This window comes from Brevibacillus parabrevis (genome assembly GCF_003710905.1).
Classification (GTDB): domain Bacteria; phylum Bacillota; class Bacilli; order Brevibacillales; family Brevibacillaceae; genus Brevibacillus; species Brevibacillus parabrevis.
Genome location: NZ_RHHV01000005.1, coordinates 470,690 through 496,862 on the forward strand (window position 1 = coordinate 470,690; position 26,173 = coordinate 496,862).

Annotated in this window: 24 protein-coding genes and 1 other annotated feature; of the genes, 21 read left to right on the forward strand and 3 right to left on the reverse strand. The window is 54.5% G+C overall.

Annotated features, from left to right (window positions below):
• Positions 1–3 precede the first annotated feature (3 nt).
• The 7 genes from EDM60_RS05535 to EDM60_RS05565 all read left to right on the forward strand — a co-directional run bounded on the left by EDM60_RS05535 (position 4) and on the right by EDM60_RS05565 (position 9,424).
• Positions 4–381: a VOC family protein gene (locus tag EDM60_RS05535; protein WP_122963052.1), complete on the forward strand. Its 378-nt coding sequence runs from the start codon at positions 4–6 to the stop codon at positions 379–381.
• Positions 382–614: 233 nt separating this feature from the next.
• On the forward strand, positions 615–2,561 hold the full coding sequence (locus tag EDM60_RS05540; protein WP_122963053.1) for a transporter substrate-binding domain-containing protein: 1,947 nt from the start codon (positions 615–617) through the stop codon (positions 2,559–2,561).
• Positions 2,542–3,909 carry a sigma-54-dependent transcriptional regulator gene (locus EDM60_RS05545; protein ID WP_122963054.1) on the forward strand — a complete coding sequence of 456 codons (1,368 nt, stop codon included), beginning with the start codon at positions 2,542–2,544 and terminating at the stop codon, positions 3,907–3,909. The genes EDM60_RS05540 and EDM60_RS05545 overlap by 20 nt, the downstream gene beginning before the upstream one ends.
• Positions 3,906–4,916 carry a TAXI family TRAP transporter solute-binding subunit gene (locus tag EDM60_RS05550; protein ID WP_122963055.1) on the forward strand — a complete coding sequence of 337 codons (1,011 nt, stop codon included), beginning with the start codon at positions 3,906–3,908 and terminating at the stop codon, positions 4,914–4,916. The genes EDM60_RS05545 and EDM60_RS05550 overlap by 4 nt, the downstream gene beginning before the upstream one ends.
• Before the next feature lie 283 nt (positions 4,917–5,199).
• Positions 5,200–6,519 (forward strand): MFS transporter, encoded by a 1,320-nt coding sequence (locus EDM60_RS05555; protein WP_122963056.1) that lies wholly within the window; start codon positions 5,200–5,202, stop codon positions 6,517–6,519.
• Positions 6,520–6,717: 198 nt separating this feature from the next.
• Positions 6,718–8,133, forward strand: coding sequence for an FAD-binding oxidoreductase (locus EDM60_RS05560; RefSeq protein ID WP_122963057.1), 1,416 nt, complete (start codon positions 6,718–6,720; stop codon positions 8,131–8,133).
• On the forward strand, positions 8,126–9,424 hold the full coding sequence (locus EDM60_RS05565; RefSeq protein WP_122963058.1) for a (Fe-S)-binding protein: 1,299 nt from the start codon (positions 8,126–8,128) through the stop codon (positions 9,422–9,424). Before EDM60_RS05560 ends, EDM60_RS05565 begins: the two co-directional genes overlap by 8 nt.
• A 73-nt stretch (positions 9,425–9,497) precedes the next feature.
• Here the strand turns inward: EDM60_RS05565 and ytvI are convergent, their stop codons facing one another.
• Entirely contained in the window at positions 9,498–10,529 is a 1,032-nt protein-coding gene (ytvI, locus tag EDM60_RS05570; RefSeq protein WP_122963059.1) for a sporulation integral membrane protein YtvI, read from the reverse strand.
• Between the two features lie 264 nt (positions 10,530–10,793).
• Between ytvI and EDM60_RS05575 the strand changes: the two genes are divergently transcribed.
• The 13 genes from EDM60_RS05575 (at position 10,794) to ileS (ending at position 24,479) form a co-directional block, all read left to right on the forward strand.
• Positions 10,794–12,068 (forward strand): cation:dicarboxylate symporter family transporter, encoded by a 1,275-nt coding sequence (locus EDM60_RS05575; RefSeq protein ID WP_122963060.1) that lies wholly within the window; start codon positions 10,794–10,796, stop codon positions 12,066–12,068.
• A gap of 182 nt (positions 12,069–12,250) precedes the next feature.
• Entirely contained in the window at positions 12,251–13,159 is a 909-nt protein-coding gene (locus EDM60_RS05580; RefSeq protein ID WP_122963061.1) for an NUDIX hydrolase, read from the forward strand.
• Between the two features lie 24 nt (positions 13,160–13,183).
• On the forward strand, positions 13,184–14,029 hold the full coding sequence (locus EDM60_RS05585) for a TIGR02452 family protein (RefSeq protein WP_122963062.1): 846 nt from the start codon (positions 13,184–13,186) through the stop codon (positions 14,027–14,029).
• Entirely contained in the window at positions 14,026–14,739 is a 714-nt protein-coding gene (pnuC, locus tag EDM60_RS05590) for a nicotinamide riboside transporter PnuC (RefSeq protein WP_122963063.1), read from the forward strand. The genes EDM60_RS05585 and pnuC overlap by 4 nt, the downstream gene beginning before the upstream one ends.
• Positions 14,727–15,749, forward strand: coding sequence for a multifunctional transcriptional regulator/nicotinamide-nucleotide adenylyltransferase/ribosylnicotinamide kinase NadR (gene nadR / locus EDM60_RS05595; protein WP_122963064.1), 1,023 nt, complete (start codon positions 14,727–14,729; stop codon positions 15,747–15,749). Before pnuC ends, nadR begins: the two co-directional genes overlap by 13 nt.
• A 78-nt stretch (positions 15,750–15,827) precedes the next feature.
• Positions 15,828–16,415 (forward strand): DUF1802 family protein, encoded by a 588-nt coding sequence (locus EDM60_RS05600; protein ID WP_122963065.1) that lies wholly within the window; start codon positions 15,828–15,830, stop codon positions 16,413–16,415.
• 128 nt (positions 16,416–16,543) lie between these two features.
• Positions 16,544–17,524, forward strand: a complete 981-nt coding sequence (locus EDM60_RS05605; protein WP_122963066.1) for a quinone oxidoreductase family protein — start codon at positions 16,544–16,546, stop codon at positions 17,522–17,524.
• Positions 17,525–17,562: 38 nt separating this feature from the next.
• Positions 17,563–18,039 (forward strand): GNAT family N-acetyltransferase, encoded by a 477-nt coding sequence (locus tag EDM60_RS05610; RefSeq protein WP_122963067.1) that lies wholly within the window; start codon positions 17,563–17,565, stop codon positions 18,037–18,039.
• A gap of 231 nt (positions 18,040–18,270) precedes the next feature.
• Positions 18,271–18,711 (forward strand): Rrf2 family transcriptional regulator, encoded by a 441-nt coding sequence (locus EDM60_RS05615; RefSeq protein WP_122963068.1) that lies wholly within the window; start codon positions 18,271–18,273, stop codon positions 18,709–18,711.
• 74 nt (positions 18,712–18,785) lie between these two features.
• The gene (locus tag EDM60_RS05620; RefSeq protein ID WP_122963069.1) at positions 18,786–19,178 is read left to right on the forward strand and encodes a hypothetical protein; all 393 of its coding nucleotides are present in this window, start codon (positions 18,786–18,788) and stop codon (positions 19,176–19,178) included.
• Between the two features lie 36 nt (positions 19,179–19,214).
• Positions 19,215–19,778, forward strand: coding sequence for a thioredoxin family protein (locus EDM60_RS05625; protein ID WP_122963070.1), 564 nt, complete (start codon positions 19,215–19,217; stop codon positions 19,776–19,778).
• A gap of 32 nt (positions 19,779–19,810) precedes the next feature.
• Positions 19,811–21,016, forward strand: coding sequence for an MFS transporter (locus EDM60_RS05630; protein ID WP_122963071.1), 1,206 nt, complete (start codon positions 19,811–19,813; stop codon positions 21,014–21,016).
• A gap of 70 nt (positions 21,017–21,086) precedes the next feature.
• Positions 21,087–21,345 (forward strand) — a binding site (T-box leader).
• 53 nt (positions 21,346–21,398) lie between these two features.
• Positions 21,399–24,479 (forward strand): isoleucine--tRNA ligase, encoded by a 3,081-nt coding sequence (ileS, locus tag EDM60_RS05635; RefSeq protein ID WP_122963072.1) that lies wholly within the window; start codon positions 21,399–21,401, stop codon positions 24,477–24,479.
• A gap of 54 nt (positions 24,480–24,533) precedes the next feature.
• Here the strand turns inward: ileS and EDM60_RS05640 are convergent, their stop codons facing one another.
• On the reverse strand, positions 24,534–24,914 hold the full coding sequence (locus EDM60_RS05640; RefSeq protein WP_122963073.1) for an ArsR/SmtB family transcription factor: 381 nt from the start codon (positions 24,912–24,914) through the stop codon (positions 24,534–24,536).
• Complete coding sequence (locus EDM60_RS05645) at positions 24,915–25,328, reverse strand: SRPBCC family protein (RefSeq protein ID WP_122963074.1); 414 nt, start codon at positions 25,326–25,328, stop codon at positions 24,915–24,917.
• 198 nt (positions 25,329–25,526) lie between these two features.
• Here EDM60_RS05645 and EDM60_RS05650 point away from each other — a divergent pair, with 198 nt between their 5' ends.
• Positions 25,527–26,096 carry a TetR/AcrR family transcriptional regulator gene (locus tag EDM60_RS05650; protein ID WP_122963075.1) on the forward strand — a complete coding sequence of 190 codons (570 nt, stop codon included), beginning with the start codon at positions 25,527–25,529 and terminating at the stop codon, positions 26,094–26,096.
• The last annotated feature ends 77 nt before the right edge of the window (positions 26,097–26,173 follow it).

Consider the following 26,173-nt stretch of genomic DNA (forward strand, 5'->3'; position numbering starts at 1 on the left):
AACATGACAATCAAGCTCGATATGGTAGGAATTGTCGTACAGGATATGAAAAAAGCGCTGGACTTTTACCGCACGCTCGGACTTGCGATTCCAGAAGAGGCGAATGGGGAGCACCACGTAGAAGTGGCGCAGGATGGCGTCCGCTTGGCTTTTGACACGGTAGAGATCGCGAAAAGCGTCTACGGCGGTTGGGAGCCTGCCAGCGGCCACCGAATCGAGCTGGCCTTTTTATGCGAGGATGCCGCCGCTTTGGACGCTTTGTATGCAAAAGTCGTCGAGCGCGGCTACGAAAGCCACCGCGAGCCGTGGGATGCCGTCTGGGGCCAGCGCTATGCGATCGTCAAAGACCCGGATGGAAACTTGATCAGCCTGTTCGTCTGAGATTCAGCGGCGTCCGGCATTCTGCGATCCGCCAGATGCAGAGGAAAGAAAAGCAAGCCGATTCTCCATGCCAAAAGGAGACTCGGCTTGTTTGGCTTTGGTTTTGGCTGTAACTGTAGTTTTGGCGTTCGGGCGCATGCATTCTTTTCAAGCATGCTTCCTTCGTCCATAATAAGCTTGTTGCATCAACCCGTCTGGACGGCACGAAGAGCAGGAGAAAGGAGGCGGGCTTTTTGCGCAGGTTCGCATGGCTCATCGCTTTATTCACCTTGGTTTGCTTGTTCGTACCAATCGCTCATACGAAAGCGCAGGAAGAGCGGCTCATCCGCGTCGGCTTTGACAAAAGCTTGCCGCCGCTGTCTTACGTGGATAAAAACGGGGAAGCAGTCGGGTTTGATATTGAACTGATTCGCAGCATGGACGCCTTGCATGGCTATCAGATCGAGTATGTTCCGCTCGAATGGGAGGATGCGGTCATCAAGCTGAGAGAAGGACAGCTGGACGTGGTTGTCGGGATGAAATACACGAGTACGCGCGATACGCAGTTTGACTTCAGCGACTCGTATTTGACCGCGGCGGACGCGTTCGTCATTCCGCAAGCGATGCGGGATATTTCGGCGATCAGCGACCTGCGGGGCAAAGTCGTGGCAATTCAGCGCGACGATGCAGGCGTGTCGCAATTGGAGAGCATTCGCGGCGGCAAAAGGCTGGCTGCGTTCAGTCAGACGGATGCGCTGGAGATGCTTTTTCTCGATCGGGCCGACGTGTTTTTGGGCAACCGCTGGACAGCCGAGTATATGCTGGAGAGAACGGGCAAGGGGAGCGACTACCGGATTCGCACGGGACTGATTCCGCCGTCCGACTATGCGTTTGCCGTCCGGGAAGGAAACTACGAGCTGGTGAACAAGCTCAATGCCGGACTGGCGCAACTGCACCGCAACGGCGTGTATGAACAGTTGTATTCGCGGTATTTGGAGCCGTACAGCGCACTGGCGATCGACTGGTGGCGAAAGCTGGTCTACGGGCTGCTCATCGTGATGGGCATCGTCATCGTCGTGTTGACGGGCAGTTTTTTGTGGAACAAAAGGCTGCAAAAAGCAGTTCGGAGGCAAACGGCAGCTTTGGCGGACAGCTTCGCTTTTCAGACGACGGTTCTCAACAGCGTAGACAACGGCATCTTGTCGTTCGACCAGGAAGGCAAAATTACACTGATCAACCATGCGGCACAAAAATGGCTGGGGAACATGGACAAGCCGGAAGCAGCGTCTGTGATGGATTGCCTGCCGGAGCTGCCCGTCCGGGAGCTTTTGCAGATGCAGGATGCCCGCGTGCTGGAAGGCGAGCTGCACTTGGGGGATGGCACGGGTCGGATTGTGCAATACTACCTCGCTACTTTGACGAACGGGGCTGGACAGAGAACGGGCGGGATACTCTGCTTGCAGGATCGGACGGAGCAGAAGCATTTGCAGGCCCGCTTGATTGCCCAGGAAAAAATGCGCGCGCTGGGCGAACTGGTCGCGGGCATTGCTCACGAAATCCGCAATCCGCTCACCGCGATCAAAACGTTTGCCGAGCTTTTGCCGAGGAAGCTGAATGACGAACGCTTCCGCGCACAGCTTGTGGAGCACGTTCCCGAAGAAGTGGCGCGCATGAACCGCATCATCGAAGACTTGCTCGATTACTCCCGGGAAAAGCCGTTGCAGCGCAAGCGGGAAAATCTGCTGGAGATTGTGCAATCCGTGCAGGGACTTTTTGCCAAGAGGCTGGAGAGCGAGCGGATCGAGACAAAGCTTGACCCTACGCTCGATGTGGACGTGCTTGTCGATCGGGACCGGATCAAGCAAGTGCTGATCAATCTGTTGCTGAATGCCAGCGAAGCGATGGCGCAGCAATCTGCTGACAAGCAATTGACGTTTCGCGTACTGCCCGGAGAAGCTCGGGCGGTGTGCCTGGCGATTTCCGATACCGGGCCGGGCATGAGCGAACAGGACAGGCTGCATTTGTTCCAGCCTTTTTTCACGACGAAAAGCCAGGGAATCGGACTCGGCTTGTACCTCAGTCAAAAAATTATGCACGACCACGGGGGAGAAATTACCGTGCAGAGCACAGAAGGAGCGGGAACGACGTTCTACCTGCATTTTGCGAAAGGAGAGACTGGCGATGAACATCTTGATCATTGATGATGAACGGGCGATCTGTTCGTCGCTTTCCTTTGCCCTGGATGACGAGTATCGGGTGTTCACTGCCTCCGGGCCAGAGGAAAGCTTGCAGTTGTTGGAACAGGAGCCGATCGACGGCATTCTGCTCGATTTGAACTTGCGCGGGACGAGCGGGATCGAGCTTTTGCGCCAGATCAAGGAAAAGCAGCCGGACGCAGTCGTCATCATGATGACTGCCTACGGCTCCATCGAGTCGTCCGTCGAGGCGATGAAAGCAGGTGCCTACCATTACTTGACCAAGCCGCTCAATTTGGAGGAGGTCAGGCTGCTGCTCGGCAAAGCGCTCGCTTTTCAGCAGTTGCATCGCCAGGTTCAGGTGCTGAGTCAGGCTGTCCGCCAGCAGGAAACGTACGCGGGGATCATCGGCAAGAGCCATGCCATGCAGAAAGTTTTTCAACTGGTGGAAAAGGTCAAGGACATCAATTCGCATGTGCTGATTAGCGGAGAAAGCGGGACGGGAAAAGAGCTGGTCGCCCGGGCGATCCATTATCAAGGCGACAGGCAAAAGCGCGCCTTTTCCGTCATCAACTGCGCGGCTATCCCTGAGTTGCTGTTGGAAAGCGAACTGTTCGGGCATGAAAAAGGGGCGTTTACCGGAGCGTACGCGCGGCAGCAAGGTCTGTTTGAGCGCTCGGATGGCGGCACGATTTTTCTCGATGAAATCGGCGAGATGCCGCTTGCTCTGCAAGCCAAAATTTTGCGCGTCATTCAGGAAAAGGTGGTCACGCCGATCGGCTCGCAGCAGTCCAAGGAAGTCGACGTGCGGATCATCTCCGCAACGAACCGTCAGTTGCAGGACGAAGTGGCAAAAGGAACGTTTCGCGAAGATTTGTACTACCGGCTGAACGTGATTCCGATTCATCTGCCGCCATTGCGAGAGCGCAAGGAAGACGTGCCGCTGCTCGTGGAGCACTTTTTGGCCTTGTATTCGGCGAATATGGGGGTCAGGACGAAAACGCTCAGTCCGGAGGCCAAGCGAAAGCTGTATGACTATGCTTACCCTGGCAACGTGCGGGAGCTGTCCAACATACTCGAATATGCGGTTGCCCTATCGGAAAAGGAAGTGATCGAGCCGCATGACTTGCCGGAAGCAGTGCGCGAAAAGCGGAGCAGCAGCCAGGCGCAAGCAGCAGAAGAACAAGCGCTGTTGATACCGCCAGGATTGACTTTGGCAGAAGCAGAGCGGATGTACATTTTGTATACGCTGGACAATAACAACGGGCATCGGTTGAACACGGCCAAGCAGCTTGCGATCAGCGAACGGGGCTTGCGCGAGAAGCTGAAGCAATACGGGAGAGGCGCGCAATGAGGCAGGCTCGCGCATGGATTGCCGTGACGGCTGTCGTTGTTGGATTGGCGCTTTTGGCAAGCGCTGGCGGGTGCGCTCCGAAGCCGGAGTCGGCCCAGCCTGTTCCCGGCGAAGAACAAGCGCTGCTGACGATCGCAACGGGCGGCGCGTCAGGTCCGTACGACGTCATCGGGGGAGCGTTGGCTAAAGTGTATCAAACGAAGCTCGGCTATCATACGGCGGTCCGTTCCTCTGACGGCTCTGTGGAAAACGTGCGCCTGCTGGAGAGCGGAAAAGCCGATTTGGCCTTTGCGATGTCGGATGTCGCTTCGTTCGCGCTCGGCGGGCTGGAGAGCTTCCAGTCAAGCGGGCCGGTTGCGCGCATGAAGTCGGTGGCCGGGCTGTATTTGAACTACGTGCAAATCGTGACGAAAAAAGACCGGGACATTCATTCCGTGTACGATCTGAAAGGCAAGCGGGTAGGCGTAGGTGCGCCGAACAGCGGCGTCGAGGTCAACGCGCGGATGATTTTAAACGAGCACGGCATTACGTACAACGATCTGCGGCCGGAGTATTTGTCTTACTCGGAGGCGATCGAGCAGTTGAAAACCAACGCGATTGACGCGGCCTTCGTCACGTCCGGCTTGCCCAACACGGCTGTGCTCGCGCTGCAATCCACCGATGAGGTGCAAATCGTCCCGATCTTTCCCGAGCATATCGAAAAGCTGACCAAACGGTTTGCCTTTTTCGAAAAAGCCCAGCTTCCGCCTGGCGTCTACCAAAACGAAAAAGCGATCCCGACGGTTGCGATCCGCAATATTCTTTTGGTTCGCTCCGATTTGCCCAACGAACAAGTGTATCGGCTGACGAAAGCCTTTTTCGAAAATCTGGACGCCTTGCAACATGCCCATGAAGCCGCGAAGCAAATCGACAGGCAAAAAGCGGGCGAAAACCTGGTCGTTCCGCTTCATCCGGGAGCAGCCTTGTACTACGCGGAGCTGGCCCGAGCGAAGGAACCACAGCCGTAAAGGAAAAAAAGTACGCGTCATGTTACCGACCCGGCAAAAAATTCCGCCTCAACCGGAGTTTTTTGCCGGGTTTTTGTGTGGGCCAAGAAAAATGCAGATGGACGCAGTCGGCTGATTTGCTAGACGAAACATTTTGGCAGATCGGAAAATTCCATGGATAGCGCGCGCTCAGAATCGTTTGCCTGTGACCTGCCAGCAGTTTGCGACTGGTTTGGCATGCAACTTGCTTTTGTATATTCGCGAATGATTTTTGAAACCGATTACATTTGGAGGAGGAAAAAAAGTGAGTCAAGCAAACGATCGCGCCAATTCGCGACGCATCACGGGCAACATTTTCAAAGGTTCGATCGGAAACCTGATTGAATGGTACGACTGGTATGTGTATTCCGCATTCGCAGTGTACTTCTCGTCCGAGTTTTTCCCGAAAGGTGATCCGACCAGCCAACTGCTCAACACCGCAGCGATTTTTGCCATCGGCTTTTTAATGCGTCCTATCGGAAGCTTGCTGATGGGGCGTTACGCCGACCGTCACGGCAGACGCGCAGCATTGACGCTGTCGATTACGGTGATGGCCAGCGGTTCCCTGATTATCGCCTTGACGCCAGGCTATAGCACGATTGGCATTTATGCGCCTATTATTCTCGTTCTCGCGCGCCTGCTGCAAGGTTTGTCACTGGGTGGAGAATACGGAACTTCCGCTACTTATTTGTCAGAGATGGCGAGCAGCGGACGCCGCGGCTTCTATTCCAGCTTCCAGTACGTTACGTTAATCGCCGGACAGTTGCTTGCCCTCGGGGTGCAAATTGTCCTTCAGCAAGTTCTCAGCGAAGCGGACATGCATGCATGGGGCTGGCGCATTCCGTTCGTGATCGGGGCGCTTGGAGCTTTGGCTGTTCTCTGGCTGCGTCGCTCGATGGATGAGTCGGAGCAATTTTCGAAGATGGAGAAGAAGAGCAAGGAAAGCGCGGGTACCCTTCGCGCGCTGATGAAGCATCCGAAGGCTGTGCTGACCGTCGTCGGACTGACGCTCGGCGGAACGATTGCTTTCAACACGTACACGACGTATTTGCAAAAGTTCATGGTCAATACCGTGGGGCTTCCGAAAGAAACGGTAAGCTGGATCAACTTCACGGCGTTGCTCGTCTTCGTCGTGCTGCAACCGATTGCCGGCTTGCTGTCTGACCGGATCGGCCGTCGTCCGCTCCTGATGGGATTCGGTATTTTGGGAACGCTGTTTACGGTGCCGATGTTCCTGTTGATGGAGCAAACCAAAAGTCCGATGGTTGCCTTCGTCTTGATGCTGACAGGGCTGATCATCGTCACTGGCTACACTTCGATCAACGCGATTGTGAAAGCCGAGCTGTTCCCGACGGAAATTCGCGCATTGGGCGTAGGCTTCCCGTATGCGATCACGGTTGCCGTCTTCGGGGGAACGGCTGAATTTATCGCCCTCGGCTTGAAAAATATCGGTTCTGAATCGCTCTTCTACTACTATGTCGCCGGCTGTATTGCGATCAGCCTGATTACGTACTGGCGCATGGGCGAAACATCCAGCGCTTCCCGGATCGAGGCTGAGCTGGATGACCAGAAGAACGCAAGCTGACGAGGTGTACACAGAAAAAAGGCGCGTATTGCGTCTTTTTTTGTTTGGGGTGAAAAAATACTTTGAAACAAAATTTACTTAAAACGATTTGACTAACGTAATTTCATTACATAAAATGAAAACGAATGATAAAGAGCGAATATTTGAACGATTGATGGATGGATGCAGAAAGGGATTGCCGGAAGGGAGAGATTTTGGATGTTGCCTGCACCGATTCGCGCACAGCTTCGGGCCATTGTCGGCGAGAAACATTGCCTGGACAGCCAGGAAGCGCTTGTAGCCTATTCGTATGACGCGACTCCTATGCAACAAGCTTTGCCCGATGCCGTAGTCATGCCGGGGAGCACCGCAGAAGTTCAGGAGGTGATGCGGCTATGCGCCTCGGCACGGATTCCCGTCGTGACACGCGGCGCTGGCTCCAACTTGTGCGGCGGGACGATTCCGCTGGGAGGCGGCATTGTGCTGGTGCTCAACCGCATGAATCAAATCGTGGAGATCGACGAGCAAAACTTGACGATTACGGTTCAGCCGGGAGTACGGACAGTCGACATTCATCAGGCGGTGGAAGCGCGCGGACTGTTTTATCCGCCCGATCCGGGGAGCATGGTCATTTCGACCATTGGCGGGAATATTGCGCTCAATTCGGGCGGACTGCGCGGTTTGAAGTACGGCACGACCAAAGATTACGTATTGGGACTGGAAGCGGTGCTGCCGAGCGGAGAGATGATTCGCACCGGAGGAAAGCTGATGAAGGACGTAGCGGGCTACGATCTGACGAAGCTTCTGGTAGGCAGCGAAGGGACGCTGGCGATCATCACGGAGGCGATTTTGAAGCTGATTCCCAAGCCGCAGACGCAGCGGGTCATGCTGGCGATGTACGCGGATATGGCGCAGGCGGCGAAGTCGGTGTCGGACATTATCGCCAACCGGATCATTCCCGGCACGCTGGAGTTTCTCGATCAGGGCACGATTCGCGTCGTCGAGGAGTTCAAAAAGATCGGGCTTCCTACAGACGTGGCGGCCATTTTGCTGATCGGACAAGATGGCGACCCGCTGACGGTCGATCAGGATATGGACAAAATTGCTGCGATCTGCCAAAAAAACGCTGCGGTACAAATCAAAGTGGCGACGACAGCGGAAGAAGCGGACGAAGTCATGACGGCGAGGCGGAGTGCGCTTGCCGCCCTGTCCAGAATGCGGCCGACGACGATTTTGGAGGATGCGACTGTGCCGCGCGCAGCCATCGCTCCGATGGTCGCCGCCATCCAGGAAATCGCCAGCCGCTACGGGCTGCAAATCTGCACCTTTGGCCACGCGGGAGACGGCAATTTGCATCCGACCTGTATGACCGATGCCCGGAATACGGAGGAAATCGAGCGCGTGGAGCACGCTTTTGAAGAAATATTCGCCGCAGCGATCGAGCTGGGCGGGACGATTACCGGAGAGCACGGCGTCGGAATCGTCAAAGCGCCCTATTTGGAATGGAAAGCAGGGGCTGCCGGAATGGAAGTGATGAAGGGAATCAAGCAAGCTTTTGACCCAAATCATTTGCTGAATCCGGGAAAGATGTTCGCCAAAGAGTCGCGCCAGAGAGTGGTGGTGCAGCGTGCTTAAAGAAGCGCTCGTCAAAAAGCTGGATTACGAGGAATTGTCCAATTGCATGCGCTGCGGCTTTTGTCAGCCAGCCTGTCCGACTTTTCGCGAGACAGGTTATGAGGCGGCATCTCCACGCGGCCGGATTGCCTTGATGAAAGCGGTGGCAGACGGCGTCATGGAGCCGGACAAAGACTTTGTCGACCAGATGAATTTGTGTCTGGGCTGTCGGGCGTGCGAGCCAGTTTGTCCCGCTGGCGTGTCTTATGGACAGCTGATCGAGCAGACGCGGGAGGCGATTGAGGACGTACAGCAGCACCCGTGGTGGGTCAAAGCCGTGCGCAGGCTCGCTTTTGTGCATCTGTTTCCCGAGCAAAAGCGGCTGCAACAGCTCGGCCGACTGCTGCGCTTTTACCAACGCTCCGGGCTGCAAAAGGCAGTGCGCAAGCTGGGCTTGCTGTTCTGGCTGCCCCGGCACTTGCGGGAGATGGAAGCGATCATGCCGGAAGCATCGGCGCGCAGTCTCGCGGACGAATGGCAAGCTGCGGTCATCCCGGCCATCGGGGAACGCAAGTATCGGGTGGGGATGTTTTCCGGTTGTATTATGGATGTGTTGTTTCAGGAGACGAACCGCAATACGGTGCGCTTGCTCGCCGAAGCGGGCTGCGAGGTTGTCATCGTGCCCGGTCAGGTTTGCTGTGGCGCGCTCCATGCCCATAGCGGGGAGCGCGGCATTGCCCGCAAGCTGGCCCGAATTAATGTAGCTGTCTTTCACGAAGCGAATGTGGACATGATCATTTCCAATGCGGGCGGGTGCGGCGCCATGCTGAAAGAGTACGACCATTTGCTGGCGGATGACGCGGAGATGCGCGAGCAGGCTGACTGGTTTGCGGCGCGAGTCAAAGACATCAGCGAAGTGTTGGGCGAGCAAATGGATGCGCAAAAATGGCAGTCCTTGCCGCAGCGAATCACCTATCAGTCGTCCTGTCACCTGCGCAACGGGATGAAGGTGAGCAACGAACCGGTACAACTGGTAAAAAACATCCCCGGGGCAACGTATGTCCCGCTGTTTGAAGGGGAGCGCTGCTGCGGCTCGGCAGGCATCTACAACTTGCTCCAGCCCGAGATGGCTTCCGGTTTGCTGGATGAAAAAATGGGGCACGTCGCAAAGACGCAAGCGGACATTCTCGTCACCTCGAATCCGGGCTGCCTGCTTCAGATGAAGGCCGGGATTCACCGCGCCGGATTGGACGGGCGCATGGAAGCTGTACATCTCGTCGATCTGTTGGCCCGCGTCTCCCCCAAGGAATAAGAAAACCGTCTGGATTGTCCAGGCGGTTTTTTGCTGTTGCTTCATATAGACGTCCAACGCCGCGACCTGCGTTTTAAAAATCAATTTTGAAGTTCAAAAAGCCCGCCTTGCGCAAGGCTTCGTAAATGATCACCAGCGCAGGGCCGATAATCAGCCCGAAAAATCCCATGACCTGAAAACCGAGGAAGAGGCTGACGAGAGCCGCCAGGGCGCTGATCCCGAGGTTGGACGCGAGAACTTTCGGCTCGATAATGCGCCGGACAACGGTAATGACGAGGAACAGGATAATCAGCCCGATCCCCAGGCGAGCATTTCCGGTCAAAAAGTTGTAGACCGCCCACGGAACGAGAAAAGAACCTGTTCCGAGAATGGGCAAAATATCGACGAGCACGATCAGCAAAGCGACGACAGCCGCGTATTTTACGTGCAAGATGAGCAGCCCCAAAAACGAAAGCAAAAACGTCAGGAGACTGAGGATGATTTGTGCGCGCAAAAATCCGACGGTGGCGCGGTTCAACTGGGAAAAGACAACATTGACCTTTTCTCTGGCCGACACGGTGAACATCCGCAGGAAGCCAGCCCGCAGCCTTGGCAGATCCAGACTGATCAGGAACAGCGCGACCAGGTAAATGATCGTGCTGATCAAAAAGCCGGGGATGATCGCAACGGCTCCGAGAATTGCTCTGGCGACGCCTGACGCGCTCGTGATCGCCCAGTTTTTCAATCCGGCAAAGACGCTCTGGATTTGCACGACCGTGTCTGCCGGCAAAGTAGCGTAGTAGCTTTCCCAGCTCAACAGGTACGATTCCACCAGCTCGAACAAGTGCTGGGAAAAGCCCGGCAACCGCTGGGCCAAATCAATCCCTTGAATGACGATCTGCGTGGCGATCCAGTACAAAATGATGCCAAAGGAGACGAGAAAAAGCAAAAAGGAGACGCTGACGGCGCCCATCCGGTTCATTTTGACCCGACGGATGAGGAACAAAACAAGCGGCTCAAGCAAAATCGCGGTCAAAAGCGCGAGCAGAAACGGGACAGAGTATGGCAATAGAAATAGTGCAACGGCCAACAGCAAGCCCAGAAGCAACATTTTCCGAATTGTCATGAAAGTGCTCCATTCATGTTTAATGAGTCCAGCGTATTACGGTAGGCTTATTTTAGCATTTTTGCCGAACCGAGCACAATCTGCCCGCTAATTGCGGAAAAAGAGCTGGTTGTCAAAAAATAAAGAGAAATAAAAAGAATAGAAAAAAACAGGGTAGCCAAAAAAACATGATATGATTCTCATCTATATAACACTTCGTTTCAGACGGATGTGTATATAGTGTGACAAACCATTCTTTTCAAACTATACTAGCGAGGTGTCAGAATGAAGCGGTTTGGGTTAGCGATTCAAATTGTCCTCGGACTCATTCTGGGTATCCTGGTGGGTGCCATCTTCTATGGCAACCCGGCAGTGGCGACCTATTTGCAGCCTATTGGCGATGTATTTTTGCGGCTGATCAAAATGATTGTCGTTCCGATTGTCATTGCCACTCTGATCGTTGGGGTAGCGGGAGTCGGAGACATCAAGAAGCTCGGTAAAATCGGCGGAAAAACCATCCTCTATTTTGAAATCGTTACCACGATTGCCATTGTGGTCGGTCTTTTGGCCGCCAACCTGTTCCAGCCGGGTGTGGGCGTCGACATGTCCCATCTGACGAAAACAGACATTCATACGTATGTTGAGACAGCGGAAACGACGCAAAGTCACAGCATGATTGACACATTCGTAAATATCGTTCCGAAAAACATATTCGATGCCATTGTCCGCGGAGACATGTTGGCCATTATTTTCTTCTCTGTCTTGTTTGGACTTGGGGTTGCCGCTGCCGGGGATAAAGGAAAGCCCGTGCTCGCCTTCTTCCAGGGAGTTGCCGATGCGATGTTCTGGGTTGTAAACGCGATCATGCGCTTTGCCCCATTCGGTGTATTCGCCCTGATCGGGGTGACGGTATCCAAGTTTGGCTTGTCGTCCCTTGTTCCGTTAGGAAAACTGGTCATCCTCGTTCACCTGGCGATGCTGTTCTTCATCCTCGTCGTACTGGGAACGATCGCCCGCATCAGCGGAGTCAAGATCACGTCGATTCTTCGCATTTTGAAGGACGAGCTGTTGCTGGCCTACTCCACGTCCAGTTCGGAGACGGTACTGCCGAAGATCATGGAAAAGATGGAGAAAATGGGCTGTCCAAAGGCGATTACTTCCTTTGTCGTTCCGACGGGCTACTCCTTCAACCTGGATGGCTCGACCTTGTACCAGGCACTGGCTGCTTTGTTCATTGCCCAAATGTACGGCATTGATATGCCGATCAGCGCTCAAATTACGCTGATGCTTGTGCTCATGGTAACTTCCAAAGGGATTGCCGGTGTTCCAGGCGTATCGTTTGTCGTATTGCTTGCGACTCTCGGTTCCGTAGGGATTCCGCTGGAAGGACTCGCCTTTATCGCTGGTGTCGACCGACTGCTGGACATGGCTCGCACCGTCGTCAACGTGGTAGGAAACGCGTTGGCCGCTGTCGTCATCTCCCGTTGGGAAGGCCAGTTTGACCAACAAAAAGCAGAGCAGTACATTCAAGAAGTGAAAGCCGAAGCAAGAGCGGCTTAACCATCGAAACATACGAAAGCCTCCTGTTAGGATGTCCTGACAGGGGGCTTTTTGCTGTTGTTTTTGCTTGACACCAAAAACAGGAAGCAGTAATATGATGAAAACAAATTGATAATAACATTTTGTTAATAACAAAACATGCGTAACAATAAATGATTTTTTCCAGAGGTGATTTTATTTCCATGACCGATAAACCGCTTGTCAATAAAAGAGGCCAGACCGAGCAGGAGTATTTGCGCACGTACGATGCCAGCCAGTTCGAGCGGCCGTCCGTGACAGTCGATATGCTTATTTTCACCGTAGTGGACGAACAGGAAGAAAACTACCGCAAGCTCTCGCCCAAATCGTTGCAAATCTTGCTCGTGAAGCGCGGAGAACATCCGTTTTTGGGCCAATGGGCGCTGCCGGGCGGGTTTGTCTCGCCGCGCGAAAGTTTGGAGGATGCGGCCAAGCGCGAGTTGTTTACGGAAACGAACATCCAGAACATTTACCTGGAACAGCTGTACACGTGGGGAGACGTCGGGCGTGATCCGCGCATGCGAGTCATCAGCACTTCCTACATGGCTTTGGTCGATAGCTCGACTCTCAGTTTGCAGGCAGGGGATGACGCGGACGAGGCAGAGTGGTTTCGCATCGAGGACAAGTGGCTGAAGGAAACGAAAACGGCGACAGAGAACGGCACGGTAACGGAAAAATGGCTGGAGCTGCGGTTGGTCAATGCCAAGGAAGAACTGTCTGCCACGATCAAGATTACGAAGACGATCGCCAACCGGATCGTGCAGGAGAAGCGCGAGATTGTGGACGCTGGCAATATCGCGTTCGATCACGCCAAGCTGATCCAGTACGCGCTGGAGCGGCTGCGCGGCAAGATTGAATACACCGATATCGCGTTTGCCTTGATGCCGGAGCTGTTTACGTTGAGCGAGCTGCAACAGGTGTATGAAGTCATTTTGGGCAAGGAGCTGCTCGCAGCGGCATTTCGCCGGAAGGTGGCAGACAAAGTGCTGGAAACGAACCAATACAGAAAACATGCCGGACACCGTCCATCCAAATACTATCGCTTCAACCCGGAGTGGATGGAACAGTCATAGGCGCAAGCAGGGGGAGAAGAAACGATGAGCCAGGGAAACAACCGTGGCGGCCGCGCAAAAACGGCCCACGAAACGTTGCACATATTGGAGCAAGGCGAGTACGTGAATCGCCGCGGGCAAAAAGTGCAGATCGCAGCCGAGCTTGCGACAGCAGTCAGCGGCACTCTGTTGTATCGTCCAGATGATTTGACCGAGAACTCGGCGGCAGGGGTAGCGAGAACGGGCCGAGGCTCGATCCAGGTGCCCTCCGAGTCGAGCTTGGGGGCAGCGGAAAGGCTCATTGTGCGGGAAAAGCGCAGCGATACGCTCTGCCTGAACTTCGCTTCGGCGAAAAATCCGGGCGGCGGCTTTCTCGGCGGGAGCCAGGCGCAGGAGGAAAGCTTGGCCCGGGCGTCCGGACTGTATCCGTGCCTGGTGCAAATGGAGGAAATGTACCAGTACAATCGCCAATTGAAAACATGCTTTTATTCCGACTACATGATTTACTCGCCCGACGTGCCCGTGATCCGCAACGAGGCAGACGAACTGCTGGATGAGCCGTACCTGCTGTCGTTTGTCACCGCTCCGGCTGTGAACGCGGGAGTAGTCCGCGAGCGTGAACCGGAAAATGTCAGCCTAATCGCAACTGTAATGAAAGAGCGCATCCGAAAAGTGCTGCGCCTGGCTGCGATGCACGAGAAACGCACAATCATTTTGGGCGCGTACGGTTGCGGCGTCTTTCGCAATCACGCCCGGGATGTGGCGGACTACTTTGCCCAGGTGTTGCTGCAAGAAGAGTACGCGCAGCTGTTTGACCAGATCGTCTTCGCCATCTATGACCATTCGGCGCGGCAGGAAAACCTGCGGGCGTTCAAGGAGAGATTCGCATGATCGCAATGAGTCGCCGGTTTCTGGCAGACTGGAATTGGTTCGAGCGGATTTGGCTGGCTTCGTTTACGCTTGTCACCGTCTATTTGTACGTAGCGCTCGATGATACGTGGATCGGCTTGTGCGCGTCATTGACCGGGATGCTGAGTGTCGTGCTGGTCGCCAAAGGCAAGACGTTCAACTACTATCCGGGCATCGTCAATGTGATTTTGTACGCCTTCGTCGCGTATGGGCAAAAGTATTACGGCGAAGTGATGCTGAATCTGCTCTATTTTTTGCCGATGCAGTTTATCGGACTGATCATGTGGCGCAAAAACAAAGTGTCGGAGCAAAAGCAAAACGACGTCAAAATAGCCGTATTGCGCTCGTCTGAACGCATTTGGTGGAGCGTGCTGTGCGTAGTCGCTACGGTCGCCTACGGATTTGTGCTGAAACAGCTGGGCGGAGCCTTGCCCTTCATCGATTCGCTGACAGCCGTTCTCTCGATTGTGGCGATGATTTTCATGGTGAAACGGCTGGTAGAGCAGTGGGTTGTCTGGGTCATCATCGACTTGTTCACGATTTACATGTGGGTGGTCGCTTTTCTCGCGGACGGCAATGACATCTCGATTCTCGTCATGTGGTCGGCTTACCTGGTCAATGCGCTTTACGGCCTGCTGAACTGGATTCGCCAATATCGCGCGCAAAAGGAGGGGCAGCTATGGGTACCGTAGGCTTTATCGGCGGCAAGTTTTTGCCGTTGCACCAAGGGCACGTCTACGCCATTACCCAGGCGGCGTGCCGCTGCGACGAGCTGTACGCGGTGCTCTCGCACAGCCCCGTTCGCGATCAAAAGCTGTGCGAAGCGGCGGGGATGAAGCCGATACCGTACGAGGTCAGGCTGCGCTGGCTGTCGACGCTGGTCAAGGATATGGAAAATGTGCGGGTAATTGCGGTGGAGGATGGCGCGGAGAGCGACGAGACGTACGATTGGCAGGCGGGCGCTGCCGACATCAAGCGCAAAATCGGCAAGCCGATCGATTTCGTCTTCAGCTCGGAGCAGTCGTATGATCCGATTTTTCGCCGCTTGTACCCGGACGCCAAACACGTCGTGCTCGATGGTGCGCGCAGTCAGGTGCCGATCTCGGCTACCCGGATCAGAAACGAGGGCGTCTTCGCCCATTGGCAGCACATTCCGACCGTGGCTCAGCCTTTCTTTGTGAAAAAGGTGGTCGTCGTCGGGACGGAAAGCTGCGGCAAGTCGACGCTGACCCGCTATCTCGCCAAAATCTACAACACCGTGTTTGTCGAGGAGTACGGCCGCACGATTTGCGAAGAGGTGGGCGGCTGCGACACGATTTTGACGAAAGAGTATTTCCCGCACATCGCCTACGGGCACAAAATGAAGGAATACGAAGCGCTCCAGCGGGCCAACAAGCTGTTGTTCATCGATACGGAAGCGATCGTCACGCAGTTTTATTCAGAGCTTTACACAGGGATTTCCTTTCCGGTGCTGGACGAAATCGCGCGCGAACAGCATTACGATTTGTGGCTGCTCCTCGCGCCGGATGTCGCCTGGATTGATGACGGCCTGCGCGTCCACGGCGCTGAGCAAATCCGTCTGGACAATCACCAAAAGCTGTGCCGGATGCTGGATGAGCGGGGCATCACTTATGTGACGATTACAGGTGACTATGAAGAGCGTCTGCATCGCGCTGTGCAGCAAGTCAATCAATTGCTGTAAATGTCTTCCCTTTTAGTCGGAATTAAGCTAGACTATGGTCATCAAACGATTCTGACAGAGAGAAGGGAGACGTACTGCATGCAGACGATCGTACAGCCGCAATCCCCCTTGAGCCTGAAGGAATGGGCGGTCGCTGTCAAAGCGCTCGGGGAAGGCGAGCAGATCATTACGATCCGCAAGGGCGGGTTATACGAAGAAACACGAGAATTTCGATTGGAAAACAATCTGTTTTACTTGTACCCTACTTACGAGCATCAGAAGCGCGACATGGTGAAGCCAGCTTACCACCATCTGCTGGATGCGACGCTTGCAGGCTGGTCGAGTGATCAGACGACCGTCTCCATCGAATATTTTGCCGAAGTGACCGACGATGTGGAGCTGATGGACGAAGCCAAGCTGCGCGCGCTCTCGCCTTACCACATCTGGACAGACAACTTTGCGGATGTGCGTCTGCACTGGAAAAAGAAGCAGCCGCTGCATATTTTGTTCGTCCGCATGTACCGTCTGGCGCAGCCGGTCGTGATTCCGATTGAGGCCGCTTACCAGGGGTGCAAGTCGTGGCACGATTTGCTCGCAGACTTGCCGCGCAGCGAGTTTGCGCCCGTGCTTGCCGACGAAGAGTTTGCGCGGAAAAAGGCGGAAATCTTGGGCATTTTGCAAGCATAAAAGCATAAAAAAGCGAGAAACCGTTCACGCCTTGAGCGGTTTTTTGCGTCTGATCGGCAGGAACTGGCAGGGAATCGGCAGCTCATGCGGAAGTAAAAGAGCGACCAATCAGCATGGGAGGCATGTTCATGAAGGCGATCTTGGTAACACAACTGGGCGGCCCGGAGACGATGCAGTACACGGACGTGGATATACCGAAGATTTCAGCTGCGCAAGTGCTCATTCGCGTGGAGATGGCGAGTGTCAATTTTGCCGATATCAAGTCGCGCTACGGCAAAAAGGGAGCAGCCAAGCTGCCGTTTATTCCCGGACTGGATGCGACAGGAGTAATTGAAGAGGTCGGGTCAGAAGTGAAAAATTTGCGCGTCGGGCAGCGCGTGATCGCGTTTCCGGCGAACGGCTCGTATGCGGAATACGTCGTTGCCGATGAGGCGCTCACCTTCGCGATTCCCGACTCGATCAGCACGGAAACAGCCGCAGCTTGCCCTGTGGTGTCGTTTACTTCCTATCAGTTGCTGGCAAAAGTCGCCCGTTTGGCCGAAGGAGAAACGGTGCTGATCCACGCGGCGGCGGGCGGGATCGGAACGACGGCGATTCAGTTGGCCAAGCTTCTCGGAGCGGGGCGCGTCATCGGGAGCGTGGGCAGCGCGGCAAAAGCCGAAGTTGCTTTGGCTGCCGGAGCGGATCATGCCATTTGCCACGACACGGAAGACTTTGTGGAAAAAGTACGCGAGCTGACGGACGGGGCTGGCGCTGACGTCATTCTGGACTCGATCTCAGGCCGGGTGAGCGAACGAAGCATCGAATGTCTCGCCTGGTACGGCCGACTCGTGCATTTTGGCAATGCGAGCGGAGAAATCGGGCAAATCCGCACACTTGATCTGCATGCAAGCTGCCGCTCGGTGCTCGGTTTCAGCTTCGGCACGACGCGGAAGCTGCGTCCGCATCTTTTGCAGGATACAGCTGGGCAAGTGATCGACTTTTTGGCAAAAGGACAGCTCGACGTCAAGATCGGCAAAGTGTTTTCGCTGGAAGAGGCGGCAAACGCCCACGCATGGGTAGAAAGCAGACAGAGCACGGGAAAGGTACTGCTGCAAGTGCGGCCCTAGCATACGGGAGAATCGAAACGGCTAAAGAGGTGCAGAGCATGAACATCATAGCGGCAAGCGAACTTTCGAAAAGCGTCATTACGGACTTTTTCATCACCAACTGGGGAAGTCCGCAAATGGTGATCGGAAGCGGCATTTTTACATGTGACGAGCTGGACGGCTATGCGCACATCGGCTCGGATGGCGCGATCCAGGGGTATGTCAGCTATGTGCTGGAGCAGACCGAGTGCGAAATCATTTCGCTGGACAGCCTGGCGGAAAACAGGGGGATCGGCTCTGCCCTTTTGGCGAGAGCGGAGCAGGCGGCGAAGGAAGCGGGCTGCGAGCGGATGAAGCTGGTGACGACCAATGACAACTTGCATGCGCTCGGCTTTTATCAGCGGCGCGGCTATCAGTTTCACGAGCTGCATGTCAACGCTGTGGAAAAAGCGCGGGCGATCAAGCCGGAGATTCCGCTGATCGCGGACAACGGGATTCCGATTCGCGACGAAATCGTGTTGGTCAAGCTGATTTAAACAGTATGAGCATGAGAGGGGAAGAGGAAACCAGAACGGAAGCCAGAGCATCAGCTAGAGCCAGAGCACCAGACCAAGGCTTCCTCCCGCTCAAGCCCGCCACCGCCACCAAAACCACGGCAAAAGAAAAACCAGCATATATGGAATACAGTTACGCCTCCCGCAATTGTTGACATTCTTAACTGTAAGAATTATGATTACAGTACACTTTCGGAGGGGGCCGTCTCAGACGTGAATAGTGAGTTTACGATAGCTGTTCACAGCTTGGCCTTGTTGGCTCATATACCGGGACATATGGCAAGCAGTGAGCTCATCGCGCAAAACGTATGCACCAATCCTGCCAGAATACGCAAAATTATGGGTATCCTGCGAAAAAACGGATTTGTGAAGACAAAAGAAGGCGTAGGCGGCGGATACATTTTGGCTTGCGATCCGCATGCAGTGACACTGGCCGAGATTTACCATTCCATGTCAAAAGGAACCTTGAAGCCGCATTGGTGTTCGGGTGACCCGAAAGAAGCCTGCCTGGTGTCTGCGAATATCCACAACGTGATGGATCAAATTTTTACGGAAGCAGAGCTGTACTACACGAAGTATTTGGAGCAGCTTACCATTCAAAGCGTTTTGGATAAAATTCGTCAAAGCACGTGTCAGGATCAGGTCAGCGAATAAGCAAAGCAGACGAAGCGACTTGTTTGACTGGAAACTGTAACTATTTTTACTACATTTTAAGGTGGTGCGTTCGTATGAATCGGGAACAGTTGCTGGAAATCAGTGATTGGGTATTGGGCAAGACCAAGCATGGCGAGTTGGTTCAAGGCTTCGTGGAAACCGTCGATTCATTGCGGGGCATTGCGAAAGTCTACGTCGTCAAATGCGACAACGAAAACACGGTGGGCAAGATCGTGACCATCCCGCTGCAATGGCTGGAGCGCATGTCGACAGGCACTTTTGACGATCTGGAATCTTTGCATGATTTGATCGACCTGTCGCTGCTCATTCGCGACAAAGCGTGGTTCCTGGAGCTTGCGGCAAAAGCAGAAGCGGTGCGGGACTCGGCAACTGAGGTGCAAACGGGCAAGGCCAGACATTTTTCTGTGCGAAATCGCCTGGGCACGTCAGCGATTTGGGAGCAATGATTTATCATTTTTGCATATAGAGGAGGAGTACCCATTATGTCTAACGTGAATCAGAGCAGTTGGTTTGAAAAAGGAATGACGTTTGAGCAGTATCGCGACAGCATGAATGTGAACAAGCAAGAGTTGAGCCGCGTCTACGAGCAGCTGACGTTCAGCGAGGAAGATCTCGCGTTTTGGAAGGAGCTGTCCGCGCGCAACTGGAAAGGCATCGTGCTGACAGCCGACTGGTGTGGAGATGCGGCGCTGTGCGTTCCGGTCATTCAACGCATCGTGGAAGAAAGCAATATCGAGCTGCGCTTCCTCATTCGCGACGAGAATCTGGAGCTGATGGACCAATACTTGACGAACGGTACAGCGCGGGCGATCCCGATTTTCGTTTTCCTCGATCAGGATGGTTACGAAGCTTGTGTCTGGGGGCCGCGCTCGCCAGAGGTGCAGGAAATGATCACGACTGCGCGGGCGACGCTGCCTGCGACCGATGCGCCGGATTTTGAGGAGAAGCAAAAGCAGCTGTATCGGACGTTCAAGGAAACGATCACGACTGATCCTGCGGTGTGGCGCACCGTGATCGAAAGCGTGAAGGCGAGGCTCAAAGCGTAAAGAGAAAAAATAAACAGGATAGGATTGGATCAATGAAAAGTGAAAATGCAGAGAATAGCGGGCGACCGATTCTCTTTTTGATGATGAACATGTTTATTGCCATGCTCGGAATCGGCTTGATTATCCCGATTTTGCCCGAGTTTTTGAAAGAATTTGGAGCAGGCGGGAAGACGGCTGGCTACCTGGTGGCAGCGTTTGGTTTGACGCAGTTTCTGTTCTCTCCGATCGCGGGAGAGTGGTCGGACAAATACGGTCGGAAAATCATGATCGTCTCCGGCCTGGTGTTGTTTACGATTTCGAATCTGGTGTTTGCCCTGGCCGAACAGACATGGGTGCTCTACCTCTCCCGTTTGATCGGGGGAATCGGCGCCGCTTCGATGATTCCTTCCATGCTCGCGTACGTCGCCGATATTACGACCGAGGACAAGCGCGGAAAAGGCTTGGGACTGCTCGGCGCGGCGATGTCTCTCGGGTTCGTGATCGGGCCGGGGATCGGCGGTTTTCTCGCCGAGCTTGGGCTGCGGATGCCGTTTTACATTTCCGCGGCGGTAGGGGCCGTGGCGACGATCGGCTCCGTGCTCTTTTTGTCTGAGTCATTGCCAAAAGACAAACAGCTGGCAGCCCGCCGTTCGGAGCAGAAGAAAGAAAATATTTTCCTGCAACTCGGCAAGTCTTTCCAGTCGTCGTATTTCATCATGCTCGTGCTGATTTTTACGATGACTTTCGGGCTGGCGAACTTTGAAGTAATTTTTCCGCTCTTCGTAGATGCGAAGTTCGGCTATACGCCGCGTGACATCTCGATCATCATCACGGTCGGGGCGTTGGCTGGAACGATTGTGCAGGCTATGCTGATCGGGAAGCTGATTTCCCGTTTTGGAGAAAAGAAGCTGATCAACTGGACGTTTTTCAGCTCGGCGGTCACGATGGTGCTGATGCTTTTGTCAGGGAACTTCTGGTATATGCTCGTCTTGACTGTGTTGTTCTTCACCTTGACCTCGATCATGCGTCCGGCGATCAATACGCTCATCTCCAAGCGGGCCGGGGATGAACAAGGCTTTGTCGCCGGGATGAACAACGCCTACATGAGTCTGGGCAACATTTTTGGCCCGGCTGTGGCGGGGACTTTGTACGGAATGCATGTGAACGCACCGTACTTGTTCGGAGCGATCGTCCTTGTCCTAAGCTTGTTCCTGTCGCGCGTGGAAAGCCGCAGAAGCTTGAAGCGGGTCGCGGCGTAACAGACCGCTTGCTTTCGTTTCTTGACAAAGCTGGAAAACTGATGTAAAAAGAAGGTACGAATTGAACTGATCAAATTCATTGACGAGAAAGAGTACGCTAAACCCCTTGTTCCCCAGAGAGTTGGCCTAGCGCTGAAAGCCAACGTTCAAGACTTAGCCGAAAATCCTCTCCGAGAAGGAAAGCTGAAGCGCAACAAAGTAAGCTGACCCGGGACCCCGCCGTTACAAGGGGCGCGTATGATGGTACGTAGCAGAGGTGTCGAAGCGTCACGTTTTCGTGATCGTTTCGGAACAAGGGTGGTAACGCGAGATGAAATCTCGTCCCTTCGGGGGCGGGATTTTTTTGCGTTTTCGGACATCAATCACAGGAGGGATGAGTGAAATGAGAAAAGTCGACGTCAAAGAAAAGGCGAGGGCACGCGAGCTGCGTGTGCTGGCGCAATGGAAAGAGGATGGCACCTTTCAAAAATCGATGGACAATCGGCTTGGCAAACCGAACTACGTGTTTTACGAAGGGCCGCCGACGGCAAATGGTCAACCGCATATCGGCCACGTGCTCGGACGAGTGATCAAAGACTTCATCGGGCGCTACAAAACGATGTCCGGATACCGCGTCGTGCGCAAAGCAGGCTGGGATACGCATGGCTTGCCAGTGGAGCTTGGCGTGGAAAAGCAGTTGGGCATCTCCGGGAAGCATGAGATCGAGAACTACGGTGTGGCGAAGTTCGTAGAGCGCTGCAAGGCGAGCGTGTTCGAGTACGAGAAGCAATGGCGGGAGCTGACGGAGGCAATCGGCTACTGGACGGATATGAATCATCCGTACGTGACGCTCACTAACGACTACATCGAAAGTGTCTGGCACATTTTGGCTACGATCCACAAAAAGGGGCTGTTGTACAAAGGACATCGCGTCAGTCCGTACTGCCCGGATTGCCAGACGACGCTCAGCTCTCACGAAGTAGCGCAAGGCTACGAAGATGTGAAAGATTTGAGCGCGACGGTCAAGTTCCGCAGCAAGCAGGGGGAGGAAGTGTTTCTCGCCTGGACGACTACGCCGTGGACGCTTCCGGCAAACGTGGCTCTCGCGGTCAACAAAGAGCTGGACTACGTGCGCGCGAAGCAAAACGGCGAAGTGTACGTCGTCGCGAAAAATCTCGCAGACAAAGTGTTCACCGATGCGTATGAAGTGTTGTCGACGCACAAAGGGGCGGAATTTGTCGGGACGGAATACGAGCCGCCGTACAGCTACGTCCGCGTGGAAAAAGGGCATGTCATCGTCGACGCCGAGTATGTCAGCGATACGAGCGGGACGGGGATCGTCCATACGGCTCCCGCCCACGGAGAGGACGACTATCGCACGACCCGTCAGCACGGACTGGACTTCGTGAACGTAGTCAATCTGGCTGGGCGTTACACGGAGCAAATTACCGATTTTGCCGGGCGCTTCGTCAAGGAGTGCGACGTCGACATCGTCAAAGACTTGGCCCATCGCGGACTGTTGTTCTCCAAGGAACGGTACGAGCACAGCTATCCGTTTTGCTGGCGCTGCAAGTCGCCCTTGCTCTACTACGCGATGGAAAGCTGGTTCATCCAGACGACGGCGATCAAGGATCAGCTGATCGCCAACAACAGCAAAGTCGAATGGTATCCGGGCCATTTGCGCGAAGGGCGGTTCGGCAATTTTCTCGAAGAGCTGGTGGACTGGAACATCAGCCGCAACCGCTATTGGGGAACGCCGCTCAACATCTGGCTTTGTCACGATTGCGGCAGCGAGTACGCGCCAGGAAGCATTGCAGAGCTGCGCGCAAAGGCAGCCGTATCAATCGACGAGTCGCTGGAGCTGCACAAGCCGTATGTGGATGAAGTCAAGCTGCGCTGTACATGCGGCTCTGTGATGGAGCGCACGCCGGAGGTCATTGACGTCTGGTTTGACAGCGGTTCGATGCCTTTTGCCCAGTACCATCATCCGTTTGGCGACGACAAGCAGTTCCAGGAGCAATATCCTGCCGACATGATCTCGGAGGGGATCGATCAGACGCGGGGCTGGTTTTTCAGCCTGCTGGCTGTCTCCACGCTTTACAACGGGCAAGCGCCGTACAAAGCGGTCATCTCGACCGGGCACGTACTGGATGAGCACGGCCAAAAAATGTCGAAGAGCAAAGGCAACGGAATCGACCCGTGGGAAGTGATCGAGGAGTTCGGGGCAGATGCATTCCGCTGGGCGCTTTTGTCGGACAGTGCGCCGTGGAGCAGCAAGCGCTTTTCCAAGCGGATCGTCGCCGAGGCGAAGTTCAAGGTGATCGATACGATCCACAACACGCACGCCTTTTACTCGCTGTACGCGGGTATCGACCAGTTCGATCCGCAGCAGCATCCGGCAGTTGCGTCTGAAAACGAGCTGGATCGCTGGGTACTGTCCCGCCTGCATACGACGTTGAAAAATGTGCGCAAAGGGCTGGACACGTACGACTTCATGAATCCGGCGAAGCAGATTGAAGCATTCGTCGACGAGCTGAGCAACTGGTACATCCGCCGTTCGCGCGACCGCTTCTGGGAAAGCGGCCTGTCTGCCGACAAAATCGCCGCTTACCATACGCTGCGCGAGGTGCTTTTGACACTTGCGCGGATGATTGCGCCATACGCTCCACTGATCGCGGATGATATGTACGGCAATCTCGGCGAAGCGGGCAGCGTTCATCTGGCAGACTATCCGCAAGTAAACGAGGACGTACGCGACGAAGCGCTTGAGCGCGACATGGAGACGGCGAGACAAATCGTCGAGCTGGCCCGCAATATCCGCAACGAAACCGGAATCAAGACGCGTCAGCCGCTATCCGAGCTGATCGTCTCGCTCGATCGACCGTTTCGCCTCGACCAGTTTGCCGGCATCATCCGGGACGAAATCAATGTGAAAAGCATTCGTCTGGAACGGAGCGACGACGGTTTTGTCACCTATCATTTCAAGCTGAATCTGAAAGTGGCTGGCAAAAAATACGGCAAGCTCGTAAGCGGGCTGCAAGCGCATTTGAAAGAACTGTCACCAGCCGCAGCCAAGCAAGTGATGGAGTCGGGGCATCTGGACATGGTGCTGGACGATGAGCCGATCCGCGTCCCGCTCGAAGACTTGCTCGTCGAAAAGCAAGGAAAACAAGGCTTTGCCTCCGCATCCGGCTATCAAATCCACGTGGCGCTGACGACGGAGCTGACAGAGGAGCTTGTCCAGGAAGGGCTGGTGCGGGAAGTGATCCGCGTCATTCAGGACTACCGCAAGCGCATGGAGCTGCCGATCGACAAACGGGTAGTTGTCACGCTCGCGGTCGACGAGGAGCTGCGGGCAGCGCTGAACCGTTTTGAGCATTTGCTGCGGGAGAGCGTGCTGCTGTCCGATGTGGTGTACACGTCCGGGCAAGAGCTTGCGACGGTGTCTTTTGGCGAAAAATCGTTCGGCTTGCATATCGAATAAGCAAAAAGGATAGGGAGAAGCGGCACGAATGCTGCTTTCCCTATCCTTTTTTCATTACAACTCATCCCGCTTGGTTTCCACAAGACGCGGCCCTGTCAGCGAATGATCCTCAGGCTGCTCGGCTTCCACCAGCCGTTTCAGTGCGGTCAGCTTGTTGTCCCAGAAGCGGTCATAGTAGGACAGCCAGCTTTTCAGCTCGGCAAGCGGCTCCGGTTGCATCCGATACCTCGTCTCGCGGCCTACACGCTGCTCCTTGACCAGCCCTGCTTCGGACAAAATGCGCAAATGCTTGGAAACAGCAGTGCGGCTGATCGGAAAGTGTCTGCTGATCGCGGTCACAGGCATTTCCTGATCGGTCAGCAATTGCAAAAGCTTGCGGCGCGTCGGATCGGCGATGGCTTGAAATACGTCATGCTTGGCGGCAGAGCTGCTCATTTACGCTTCCACATACGCTTTCAGCTTAGGCAGCACAGAAGAATCCCAGCCCTGGTTCATCCGGTCGCGGACGACGGCATGGCCTTCCCCAAACTCCGTTACCGTATCGGCAGACCAACCGGAATGAATCAGTGTGAACTCTGTTGTTTCTCCCAAATCTTTTAACGCGAACGTGATTACCCAGTCTTTGCCCCATTTGAACACGAGACGGTTCGGCGGGTCAATTTCTTGCACGACGCAAGGAGAATCGCCGTATGGGGAATGGATGGTAAAGGCATGTCCAGCTACTGGCTGAAAATCGTTTGGCATGAACCAGGCGGCAATCCCGTCTGCTGTAGCGACGGCATCCCAAACTTTTTGCAGCGGAGCTTGAAATACTTGTGTCTGAACGATATCAGGAATGGTGTTGGACATGAATACGCCTCCGTAAAAAGAAAGTAGTTTCCTAGTTTGCACATGGAAACGAAACCAAAACGTTTCGCTTTTTGCAGTATACGAAACCAAAAGGTTGCATGTCAACGGATGATAGGAAAGAAAGATTTGACAGGTTCAGGAGAAATTGATTACAATCAAAACGGAATGAACATTCATTCCGAAGTGAGGAGGTCTGGCATGTCTGAGACAAAGCGGGAGTTAATATTGGAAGCGGCGATGGTTCTGTTTGAACAGCGAGGCTTCGACGGCACGACTGTTCCGATGATCGTCGACAAAGCAGGCGTGGGCGCCGGGACGCTGTATCGCTATTTTGAAAACAAGGAAGCGCTGGTCAACACGTTGTTTCAAGAGTGCGTCAACGATGTGCTGGAGACGCTGAACCAGAGCTATCCGCACGACTCGAATGATTCGCGCAAGCAATTCGCTCATATTGCCAAGCAGCTGGTCAGCTATGCGAATAAAAATCTCACGGCCTTGCTGTTTGTCGATTCCCATGTCAATGGCTACTATTTGGACGAAGCAAGCCAGGCAGCTTACATGCGCCTGCGCACGTTTTTTTATGAGTTCATTGACCAGGGGAAGAAAAACGAAATCATTCGTCCGTTGCCTGCCGACGCATTGATCGCGATTATTGACGGTGCGTTTATATCGCTGTACAAGTCTTGCCGGGCGGGCGAGATCGAGGAAACACCGGAATTGCTGGCAGGCGTGGAAGAGGCTTGCTGGGATGCGATCAGAATTCATTGATTCTGATCTTTCTTTTGAACAGAACGGAATGAATATTCATTCCGTTAAACCGACATCGCTTGGACATGTACCTAATT

Excerpts from the sequence above, each read along its gene's own strand:
- EDM60_RS05645 (WP_122963074.1), bottom strand. The coding sequence starts at position 25,328 with ATGTCCAACACCATTCCTGATATCGTTCAGACACAAGTATTTCAAGCT.
- EDM60_RS05585 (WP_122963062.1), top strand. The coding sequence starts at position 13,184 with ATGAGCCAGGGAAACAACCGTGGCGGCCGCGCAAAAACGGCCCACGAA.
- EDM60_RS05620 (WP_122963069.1), top strand. The coding sequence starts at position 18,786 with ATGAATCGGGAACAGTTGCTGGAAATCAGTGATTGGGTATTGGGCAAG.
- ileS (WP_122963072.1), top strand. The coding sequence starts at position 21,399 with ATGAGAAAAGTCGACGTCAAAGAAAAGGCGAGGGCACGCGAGCTGCGT.
- EDM60_RS05625 (WP_122963070.1), top strand. The coding sequence starts at position 19,215 with ATGTCTAACGTGAATCAGAGCAGTTGGTTTGAAAAAGGAATGACGTTT.
- EDM60_RS05600 (WP_122963065.1), top strand. The coding sequence starts at position 15,828 with ATGCAGACGATCGTACAGCCGCAATCCCCCTTGAGCCTGAAGGAATGG.
- EDM60_RS05610 (WP_122963067.1), top strand. The coding sequence starts at position 17,563 with ATGAACATCATAGCGGCAAGCGAACTTTCGAAAAGCGTCATTACGGAC.
- EDM60_RS05605 (WP_122963066.1), top strand. The coding sequence starts at position 16,544 with ATGAAGGCGATCTTGGTAACACAACTGGGCGGCCCGGAGACGATGCAG.
- EDM60_RS05575 (WP_122963060.1), top strand. The coding sequence starts at position 10,794 with ATGAAGCGGTTTGGGTTAGCGATTCAAATTGTCCTCGGACTCATTCTG.
- EDM60_RS05535 (WP_122963052.1), top strand. The coding sequence starts at position 4 with ATGACAATCAAGCTCGATATGGTAGGAATTGTCGTACAGGATATGAAA.
- ytvI (WP_122963059.1), bottom strand. The coding sequence starts at position 10,529 with ATGACAATTCGGAAAATGTTGCTTCTGGGCTTGCTGTTGGCCGTTGCA.
- pnuC (WP_122963063.1), top strand. The coding sequence starts at position 14,026 with ATGATCGCAATGAGTCGCCGGTTTCTGGCAGACTGGAATTGGTTCGAG.
- EDM60_RS05650 (WP_122963075.1), top strand. The coding sequence starts at position 25,527 with ATGTCTGAGACAAAGCGGGAGTTAATATTGGAAGCGGCGATGGTTCTG.
- EDM60_RS05630 (WP_122963071.1), top strand. The coding sequence starts at position 19,811 with ATGAAAAGTGAAAATGCAGAGAATAGCGGGCGACCGATTCTCTTTTTG.
- EDM60_RS05560 (WP_122963057.1), top strand. The coding sequence starts at position 6,718 with ATGTTGCCTGCACCGATTCGCGCACAGCTTCGGGCCATTGTCGGCGAG.
- EDM60_RS05550 (WP_122963055.1), top strand. The coding sequence starts at position 3,906 with ATGAGGCAGGCTCGCGCATGGATTGCCGTGACGGCTGTCGTTGTTGGA.
- EDM60_RS05580 (WP_122963061.1), top strand. The coding sequence starts at position 12,251 with ATGACCGATAAACCGCTTGTCAATAAAAGAGGCCAGACCGAGCAGGAG.
- EDM60_RS05640 (WP_122963073.1), bottom strand. The coding sequence starts at position 24,914 with ATGAGCAGCTCTGCCGCCAAGCATGACGTATTTCAAGCCATCGCCGAT.
- EDM60_RS05545 (WP_122963054.1), top strand. The coding sequence starts at position 2,542 with ATGAACATCTTGATCATTGATGATGAACGGGCGATCTGTTCGTCGCTT.
- nadR (WP_122963064.1), top strand. The coding sequence starts at position 14,727 with ATGGGTACCGTAGGCTTTATCGGCGGCAAGTTTTTGCCGTTGCACCAA.